This is a genomic window from Cytobacillus sp. IB215316 (assembly GCF_033963865.1).
In the GTDB taxonomy this organism is placed as follows: Bacteria; Bacillota; Bacilli; order Bacillales; family SM2101; genus Nanhaiella; species Nanhaiella sioensis.
In genome coordinates, this window is sequence record NZ_JAXBMC010000020.1 from 49620 (window position 1) to 58411 (window position 8792).

Sequence of the window (8792 nt, forward strand, 5' to 3'; positions counted from 1 at the left end):
AAGAACGTATAATTTTAACGTTCGTACCATCTGCGACAGTTGTCCTTAATTGAATGACGAAATTAACGAGAAGAGCCTTTATTAAGAGGGAAGGTTCTAGCTATAGAGATTAACAGGGAAGATATATTAACTATTATGGTCTTCATAACTCTTTTTTTACATTCATTCGAAATTTTAGACGCTGGAAGGTGAACTCTTAGTGACATTCTTGTACAATAGGCTTATCAGTTTTAGTTTGGAGTAAGGAGTGTGACACGATGCAACAAAGAAAACCTGTAGCTAGGAAATTACCTATCAAAGAAGATGAGTGGTTTAAAAGATATAAATACTTATCAAAAGATGAACCGTATCACATGCTACTTGAAAGTGGCCGTGGGGGGCAATATAGCATAATTGGTCTTAGGCCGTTTGCAACAATTAAAGGAAAAAATAATCAGGTTGAAATTATAGAACATGGTCAACGCTCTACAATAGAAGGAGATCCACTTGTGGTTCTTAAGGAATGGATGAGGAAATATAAAACTGAACATGTACCTAGCTTACCAGATTTTCAGGGTGGTGCTATTGGCTATATAAGCTATGATTATGTTCGGCAAATTGAAAAACTACCTACATTGGCTGCTGATGATTTACTTACCCCTGATATTTATTTTTTTATTTTTGATGACATTTTTGTTTATGATCATAATGAGAATATACTATGGCTAATGACGATTGATAACGGAGATGATGAAAAAACACAGAAACGTTTAGATCATTATGAGAGGTTGTGGAGTGTAGAGATAAGTCATGAACTAAATTTCGCTTACCCTACACAAGAAAGTCAACATCAAAATGTATCAATGTCTGAAGAGGAATTTAAAGAAGCAGTAGAGAAGGTAAAGAATTATATTGCGCAAGGTGATGTCTTTCAGATAAATTTATCCGTACGGCAATCAAAATCAATTACAAAGCACCCTATTGACATTTATGAACAATTACGTGAGTTAAACCCATCCCCATATATGGCATATTTGGAAATGGGTGATGTTCAAATTGTTAGCGGTTCTCCAGAACTTCTTATTAAAAAAGATGGAGAAGTAGTGAGTACGCGTCCAATTGCAGGGACCCGTTCTCGTGGAACAACTCATGAAGAAGATGTTAAGCTTGCCAATGAGCTTATTCAAAATGAGAAGGAACGGGCTGAACATGTTATGCTCGTTGACTTGGAGCGGAATGACTTAGGGAGAGTTTGTCGATATGGAACGGTAGAAGTTGATGAATTTATGGTTATTGAGAAATATTCACATGTAATGCACATCGTCTCAAATGTGAAAGGGAAATTAGATAAAAATAAGAATGCGTATGATTTAATTAGAGCTGTTTTCCCTGGTGGAACGATAACTGGGGCACCTAAAGTGAGGACGATGGAAATTATAGAAGAGTTAGAACCTGTACGTAGAGGAATGTATACAGGGTCAATTGGTTGGATAGGCTTCTCAGATAATATTGAATTAAACATAGTTATTAGAACAATGGTTGTAAAGGATGGCATTGCTCATATTCAAGCAGGCGCAGGTATTGTAATTGATTCAAATCCAAAATATGAGTATAAAGAGTCATTAAAAAAAGCTAAAGCACTGTGGAAGGCTATTGAATTATGTGAAGCGAAAGTAAACTCATTCGAGTAAATTTGAACATTGAAGCTTGCTAACTTCTCACTTGAAGGGATGCAAAAGCTCTAAAAAAATTGATGAGGTGACGATAATGATTTTAATGATCGATAATTATGATTCTTTTACGTATAACCTAGTACAATACTTAGGTGAATTAGGAGAAGAGTTGGTAGTAAAGCGTAACGATGAAATAACGACAAAAGAAATTGAGGAGCTAAACCCAAACTTTATTATGATTTCCCCTGGTCCATGTAGCCCTAATGAAGCAGGTATAAGCCTGGAAACTATTCAATATTTTGCTGGGAAAATTCCGCTTTTCGGAGTGTGTTTAGGACATCAATCGATTGCTCAGGCATTTGGTGGCGATGTTGTAAGAGCTGATAAATTAATGCATGGAAAAACCTCTCAAATTTTTCATAATCAAAAAACAATTTTTACAGATATTGAAAATCCTTTAACTGCAACTAGATATCATTCTTTAATTGTGAAAAGAGAGACTTTACCTGATTGCTTTGAAATTACAGCTTGGACTGAAGAAGATGAGATTATGGCGATTAGACATAAAACCCTCCCTATTGAAGGTGTTCAATTTCATCCTGAGTCTATTATGACTGCTTTCGGTAAACGACTACTTAAAAATTTTATTGAGCAATATAGGGAAGTAAAATAATCAGTTTATGTATATATACTTAGACGGCAAAATTATGAAAAAAGAAGATGCGAAGATCTCTCCATTTGACCACGGGTATATGTATGGAATAGGTTTGTTTGAGACACTTGCAGTATATGATGGACACCCTTTTTTGTTGGATGACCATCTTTCAAGGTTAAATGAAGGGTTAAACAGTTTAGCGATAGATATAGAACTGCATCGAGATGAGATTTTCTCAATCATTACTCGTTTACTTAACAAAAATAACCTTTCAAATGCTTACGTTAGATTGAATGTTTCAGCTGGAGTAGGAGATATCGGTTTGTCGGTTGAACATTATACAAAGCCTACTGTCATTATATATATAAAACCACTGCAAGTACCAGTTGCTGAAAAAGCTGGTGTATTTCTAAAAACAAAGAGAAATACACCTGAAGGAAAAAGTCGTTTAAAGTCACATCATTTTTTAAACAATGTTTTTGGGAAGAGAGAGGTAGGAGTAGATGCGACAAAGGAAGGGATATTTCTATCTCAAAAGGGATTTATTGCAGAGGGGATTGTGTCGAACGTTTTTTGGGTAAAGAACGATAAAATCTACACACCTTCTCTGGAAACAGGGATTTTGAACGGAGTTACAAGACAATTTGTAATGACTCTTGCAAAACATAATGGTTTGCATATTGATGAAGGGTTATTTAAACCGGATGAAATGCTAATGGCTGATGAGGTGTTTGTAACAAATTCGATTCAAGAATTGATACCGATATATAAAATAGATCATAGATATTTTCAGGGAAATAAGGGCATGGTTTTTAATACTTTGAAGAAGCAGTACAATGAAACGAAAAAATCGTTATGGAGTAGGGTTGACCTACACAGTTTTTGGAAGGAGTGAAACGAGTGAAAGGTCAACCTTTACAGTTATCATGTGGACCTTATCATCTAGATTTTACAAAGAAGACCTATATTATGGGTATAGTCAATGCTACACCCGATTCATTTTCAGATGGGGGAAAATATAATTCGATCGAATTAGCTGTAAAGCATGCTGAGAGAATGACTTCTGAAGGTGCTGATATTATTGATATAGGTGGAGAATCTACACGCCCTGGGGCAAATAAAGTGTTGTTAGATGAAGAATTATCAAGAGTTATTCCAGTTGTAAAAGAAGTTGCTGCAAATGTGAATGTGGCGGTATCTATAGATACGTATAAGGCTGAAGTAGCTAAGCAGGCAATTGAGGCTGGTGCTCATATAATTAATGATGTTTGGGGTGCTAAGGCTGATCCAAAAATGGCCGAGGTAGCTGCACATTATCAAGTTCCAATTGTATTAATGCATAATCGGACTAACCGTAATTACCAAAACTTTATTGTTGATGTGCTTAATGATTTGAAAGAGAGTGTGTCTATCGTTAAGTCTGCCGGAGTGAAAGATGATAACATTATTTTAGATCCTGGTGTTGGTTTTGCAAAATCTTTTGAACAGAATCTTGAAATCATACGACATTTAGATGAGTTAAACAAGCTTGGATACCCTGTGTTATTAGGGACATCTCGAAAGTCTTTCATTGGACAAATTTTGGATTTGCCACCAGCTGAACGTGTAGAAGGTACAGGTGCAACTGTTTGTCTTGGTATAGAAAAAGGATGCCACATCGTAAGAGTTCATGATGTTATGCAAATTTCTAGAATGGCCATGATGATGGATGCTTTGATAGGGAAAGGTGTGAAGAACAATAGATAAAATAGTTGTCAATGAAATGATGTTTTATGGATATCATGGGGTATTTACTGAAGAAACAAAATTAGGACAGCGGTTTTTGGTAGATGTTGAGCTTCAACTCGACTTATCAACTGCCGGTCAAACAGATCAGTTACAAAATACAGTTAACTATGGTGAAGTATATGAAATTTGCCAACGGATTGTGGAGGGAAAACCATATAAATTAATAGAAGCAGTGGGCGAAAGAATTACTGCAGATTTATTAGCAACATTCGTCCAAATAGAAGAATGTACTGTGAAAATAACAAAGCCTGGCCCGCCAATTCCGGGTTATTATAAAGATGTAGCAGTATTCATAACAAGGAGTCGCTAAATGACACGAGAAGCTTATATTGCACTAGGTTCTAATCAAGGTGATAGACAATTATATATGTTTAAGGCTATTAAAAGTTTACAATTGCATCCTCAAATTACTATAACGAAAACTTCATCAATTTATGAGACAAACCCTGTTGGTTACACGGATCAAGATCAATTTTTGAATATGGTAATTAAAGTTAATACAGACCTTTCAGCACTTGATTTATTAACGATTTGTCAACATACAGAAGAACAATTAGGAAGAAAAAGGGAAATTAGGTGGGGTCCTCGAACAATTGACCTTGACATTTTGTTATATAATCAAGAAAATATTGAAACAGAGCAACTTATTGTTCCACATCCACGAATGCTTGAAAGAGCATTCGTCATGGTACCATTGTTAGAGATCGATCAACATGTTGTCCTTGGAAAAGGTGTTGATTCATCGTCGGTTAATATCAACAAATTAATTGATAGAGAAGGGGTACATGTATGGAAACGGAGAATTGGGGAAGACGTATTCGAGCTTTTCGAAAGCTAAAGGGCTATACCCAACAAAGTTTTGCAAAAGATCTTGGGGTTTCAATAACTTTGTTAGGAGAGGTAGAGAGAGGGAATCGATTACCTAGCGAAGAGTTAGTGAAAGATATTTCGGATAAACTTGAGGTAAGTATAGGTGAGTTATCGCCTTTTAGTGACCTATAAGTCAATTATATAGATTAGAAGTATATAACAAGGAGGGACAGATATGCTGAAGATTGGTGATTTACAAATGAAAAACCCTGTTGTGTTAGCGCCTATGGCTGGTGTGTGTAACTCAGCCTTCAGGCTAACTGTAAAAGAATTTGGTGCAGGGCTTGTTTGTGCAGAAATGGTGAGCGATAAAGCCATTCTATATAAAAATGCAAAGACGTTAGGTATGCTCTATATTGATGAACGAGAGAAGCCGCTCAGCTTGCAAATATTTGGTGGAGAAAAAGAGACTCTTGTAGAAGCCGCGAAATTTGTAGAACAAAACACAACAGCAGATATTATTGATATTAATATGGGGTGTCCAGTTCCCAAAATTACAAAGTGTGATGCAGGTGCAAAATGGTTGCTTGATCCAGCTAAAATATATGAGATGGTTGCTGCTGTCGTTGATGCTGTACAAAAACCTGTCACTGTAAAAATGCGTATGGGTTGGGACGATGAACATATATTTGCAATTGAGAATGCAATGGCAGTTGAACGTGCTGGAGGAAAAGCTGTATCGTTACATGGAAGAACACGTGAGCAAATGTATGAGGGTAAGGCAAACTGGGATATCATTAAACAGGTAAAACAAGCGGTTAATATACCGATCATCGGAAATGGTGATGTTGAATCTCCGCAGGATGCAAAAGCGATGCTTGAGCAAACAGGTTGTGATGGGGTAATGATAGGACGAGCTGCATTAGGTAACCCTTGGATGATATACCGTACAGTCAAATATCTTGAAACGGGTGAATTAATTGAAGAACCTGGAATTCGAGAAAAGATAGATGTTTGTATTTTACACCTTGACCGACTAATTGCTCTAAAAAATGAGAACATAGCGGTGAAAGAAATGAGAAAGCATGCAGCATGGTATTTAAAAGGGATCAAAGGCAATGCTAGAGTAAGGAATGCTATAAATGATTGTCATAATAGAGCAGACTTAGTAAATCTACTAACAAAGTTCGTTGATGATGTGGAAAATAAACAGCAAAGTGTAGCGAAAGTAGTTTGACATCAAGTATAGCCTGGAATATAATAACCCCTAAAAGACGTTTATATACTGCCAGTCTATCGCTGGCAGTTTTTCTAAAGGAAGGAAAGCATCACCCTTTCACCTAGAAGGCACGAGCAACTTCAGGGGGAGGGTTCCAACACTTTTTAGAAACTAAATTCTTTAGACTTAACTCAATTTCAGATTAACTCGGCACTGTCGGGTTTTTCTTTTTAACAATGGCTGTTTTCGTATAGATTGTTGTTTTCTTTCTTAAATAGCAACACGTATGCAACTATCGGGATATCTTATCCGCCTTTAATATTTATAAAAATCCCTAAACCCATTACTTGCTACTCTATTTTGGTAAAGATAACAACTGAGTTAACAAGAAGAGCCCTTGAATAAGTAACGCTTCTTTTGAACTAGAAGTATATAAAATCTCTTTTTTTGTTAGAAAAATAATATTGGAGTTGATTGGTATGAGTACAGAAGAATTGAATGATCAGTTAGTAGTCAGACGTGAAAAATTACATAAGCTAGAAGAAAACGGGATTGATCCGTTTGGAAAACGTTTTGAACGTACTCACTCCGCTAAAGAGTTGATTTCCACATTGGATCATTACTCTAAGGAAGAGTTAGAGCAAAATGAAGTACAAGTTAAAATAGCTGGTAGAATAATGACAAAACGAGGGAAGGGTAAAGCTGGTTTTGCGCATATTCAAGATTTGACAGATCAGATCCAAATATACGTTAGAAAAGATGCGATAGGTGATGCACCGTATGAGACTTTTACAATCGCAGATATTGGAGATATCATTGGAATTTCTGGCACTGTTTTTAAAACAAAAGTTGGGGAGCTTTCTATTAAAGCAACTTCATTTGAATTATTAACAAAATCACTTAGACCATTACCTGATAAATACCATGGTTTAAAAGATATAGAGCAAAGATATCGTCAGCGATATTTAGATTTAATTACTAACCCTAAGAGTAAGCAAACGTTCATATCTAGAAGCCAAATTATTCAATCGATGAGACGTTATTTAGATAACAATGGATATTTAGAGGTAGAAACTCCGATGATGCACTCAATCGCAGGCGGAGCCTCGGCAAAACCTTTTATTACTCACCATAATGCACTAGATATTCCTTTATATATGAGAATTGCAATTGAATTACATTTAAAGAGATTAATTGTTGGTGGCTTAGAAAAAGTTTATGAAATCGGTCGTGTATTTCGTAATGAGGGTGTTTCTACTCGTCATAATCCAGAATTCACAATGCTTGAACTTTATGAGGCGTATGCAGATTTTGAAGACATTATGTCATTAACTGAAAATATGATTGCTCATATTGCAGAGGAAGTACTCGGATCTACAACTGTTATGTATGGTGATGATGAAGTAGAATTAAAGCCAAAATGGAAAAGACTACACATGGTTGACGCAATAAAAGAATATGTTGGCGTAGACTTTTGGAAAGAAATGAGTGTTGAAGAAGCACGTGCTCATGCGAAAGAGCATGGTGTTGAAATAAATGATAATATGTTATATGGACATATTGTAAATGAATTCTTCGAACAAAAAATAGAGGATAAACTTATACAACCGACATTTATTTATGGTCATCCAGTAGAAATTTCTCCTCTAGCTAAGAAAAACGCACAAGATCCGCGTTTCACTGATCGTTTTGAGCTGTTTATCGTTGGTCGTGAACATGCCAACGCATTTACCGAACTGAATGATCCTATTGATCAAAGGCAACGTTTTGAAGCACAAATAAAAGAACGTGAGCAAGGTAATGATGAAGCGCATATGATGGATGAGGACTTTGTGGAGGCGTTGGAGTATGGAATGCCACCAACAGGGGGATTAGGTATTGGGATTGACAGATTAGTCATGTTGTTAACGAATGCTCCATCCATTAGAGATGTACTTTTATTCCCGCAAATGAGAAATAAATAGTTAATTATAAATAGTTAATTCCCCCTAAACTTGTCGTTTAGGGGGTTTTTTATAATGTTGTTTTTCCTATAAAGATCAAGATATGTATATAACTAGATTTTTTAGCATCCATCTTTTCTTCTATAATGACTGTTTTCGCATTGATTGTTGATTTTCTTCTAAGATATATGGACTTATAAATCTAGCGTTCGTAATATCTTGTCAACTTTTACAACTATTAAGCTCTTTTTAAAGCTCATCATTCTGTATGTTTTTAGTGAAAATAGTAACGAAGTTTACGTAACGAGCCTATATATTAAAAGATGACTGTTGTGCAAAACAACAGCTTTATATTCTAGTTTAGTAAAAATAGTAACAGCGTTTATATACGGGATCTTAAAAATGTTTTAGATGAAGATTTAACATTAATTAAGTTTCTTTAAAATTTTATTAAAAAAACTATTGATTGTTATCAAAATAGATGATATATTATTATTCGTCGCTAAGAAACAACGACAATTATTGATGAAAGTCGACGAAAAAAGATGTTGACTTAGACAAGATTCGATGTTATTCTAATAAAGCTGCTCCAAGAAAAACGCAGCTACAATGTTCTTTGAAAACTAAACAAAGCAAAAGCGTCAACGTTAATTTTTTGAATAAATGAGCAATCAAACTTTATTGGAGAGTTTGATCCTGGCTCAGGACGAACGCTGGCGGCGTGC

The 8792-nt window shown here is 35.5% G+C and carries 9 protein-coding genes; all 9 read left to right on the forward strand.

Annotation, left to right across the window (positions count from 1 at the left end):
* Positions 1-257: 257 nt before the first annotated feature.
* The 9 genes from trpE to lysS all read left to right on the forward strand — a co-directional run bounded on the left by trpE (position 258) and on the right by lysS (position 8088).
* The gene (gene trpE / locus SLH48_RS20355) at positions 258-1670 is read left to right on the forward strand and encodes an anthranilate synthase component I (protein WP_320259610.1); all 1413 of its coding nucleotides are present in this window, start codon (positions 258-260) and stop codon (positions 1668-1670) included.
* A gap of 76 nt (positions 1671-1746) precedes the next feature.
* The gene (gene pabA, locus SLH48_RS20360) at positions 1747-2325 is read left to right on the forward strand and encodes an aminodeoxychorismate/anthranilate synthase component II (RefSeq protein WP_320259611.1); all 579 of its coding nucleotides are present in this window, start codon (positions 1747-1749) and stop codon (positions 2323-2325) included.
* Between the two features lie 7 nt (positions 2326-2332).
* Positions 2333-3202 (forward strand): aminodeoxychorismate lyase, encoded by an 870-nt coding sequence (pabC, locus tag SLH48_RS20365; RefSeq protein ID WP_320259612.1) that lies wholly within the window; start codon positions 2333-2335, stop codon positions 3200-3202.
* 74 nt (positions 3203-3276) lie between these two features.
* Complete coding sequence (gene folP, locus SLH48_RS20370; protein ID WP_320259616.1) at positions 3277-4053, forward strand: dihydropteroate synthase; 777 nt, start codon at positions 3277-3279, stop codon at positions 4051-4053.
* Positions 4046-4405 carry a dihydroneopterin aldolase gene (folB, locus tag SLH48_RS20375; RefSeq protein WP_320259617.1) on the forward strand — a complete coding sequence of 120 codons (360 nt, stop codon included), beginning with the start codon at positions 4046-4048 and terminating at the stop codon, positions 4403-4405. The genes folP and folB overlap by 8 nt, the downstream gene beginning before the upstream one ends.
* Positions 4406-4933: a 2-amino-4-hydroxy-6-hydroxymethyldihydropteridine diphosphokinase gene (gene folK / locus SLH48_RS20380; RefSeq protein ID WP_320259613.1), complete on the forward strand. Its 528-nt coding sequence runs from the start codon at positions 4406-4408 to the stop codon at positions 4931-4933.
* The gene (locus SLH48_RS20385; RefSeq protein WP_214484059.1) at positions 4885-5097 is read left to right on the forward strand and encodes a helix-turn-helix domain-containing protein; all 213 of its coding nucleotides are present in this window, start codon (positions 4885-4887) and stop codon (positions 5095-5097) included. The genes folK and SLH48_RS20385 overlap by 49 nt, the downstream gene beginning before the upstream one ends.
* A 43-nt stretch (positions 5098-5140) precedes the next feature.
* Positions 5141-6142 (forward strand): tRNA dihydrouridine synthase DusB, encoded by a 1002-nt coding sequence (dusB, locus tag SLH48_RS20390; protein WP_214484058.1) that lies wholly within the window; start codon positions 5141-5143, stop codon positions 6140-6142.
* Between the two features lie 461 nt (positions 6143-6603).
* Entirely contained in the window at positions 6604-8088 is a 1485-nt protein-coding gene (gene lysS, locus SLH48_RS20395; RefSeq protein WP_320259614.1) for a lysine--tRNA ligase, read from the forward strand.
* The last annotated feature ends 704 nt before the right edge of the window (positions 8089-8792 follow it).